Below are 595 nucleotides of genomic sequence, written 5' to 3' on the forward strand. Positions count from 1 at the left end.
CGATCGTATTCGCTCCAGTGCCCGAAATGATGAAATAAAGAGCCGCGCCCGACCGATGGTGTGGCGGGTTGGACGGCATCTGTGCCGGAAATGTGATGCGGGTGAGATTAAGCTCATAGCTGCCCGGCTTCAGGTCGGGAATCGGCTGCACCGTATGATACAGCTCTTTTACTGCGGCAGGTGGCGTCTCGGCAGGTCGACCCAAGTCTGCCGCGGAGACAAGAAAGAAGTGGAGGAAAGTCGACGGCGCCCCGGTGCCCGCTGTGAGTGCCGCTGTCTTTCCGTTGGCGATAAATCGCCCCTCTCCGGTGTTGAGCATTTTGGTCTCGCCATCGAGCGACACCTCGGTCGATCCCGACATCTGGTAAAGGACGCCGTCGGCCGCTGACACGCTGCTCTTCTCGCCTGCCTGCAGGATGACACTGACGGCTTTGAAATGGAGCGGCGCGTCCACCACAATCGGCAGTGTGGTTGCAGCGACAACGGTCCGGGTAATTGCCGATGGGGCGGGCGTCGTTTGTGCTGCTCCGGGAGCGGGCAGTGCCATTGCGCCGAGCAGCAGGAGTGCTCTCGTCATGGACAGCATGACGGCCTC

1 protein-coding gene is annotated in these 595 nt (G+C 61.2%); it reads right to left on the reverse strand.

Annotation, left to right across the window (positions count from 1 at the left end; translation table 11 throughout):
• The coding region (locus tag AC629_RS47555; RefSeq protein WP_168195768.1) for a hypothetical protein at positions 1-595 on the reverse strand (595 nt) is incomplete at both ends.

The sequence above is a fragment of the Bradyrhizobium sp. NAS80.1 genome, assembly GCF_001908205.1.
In the GTDB taxonomy this organism is placed as follows: Bacteria; Pseudomonadota; Alphaproteobacteria; order Rhizobiales; family Xanthobacteraceae; genus Bradyrhizobium.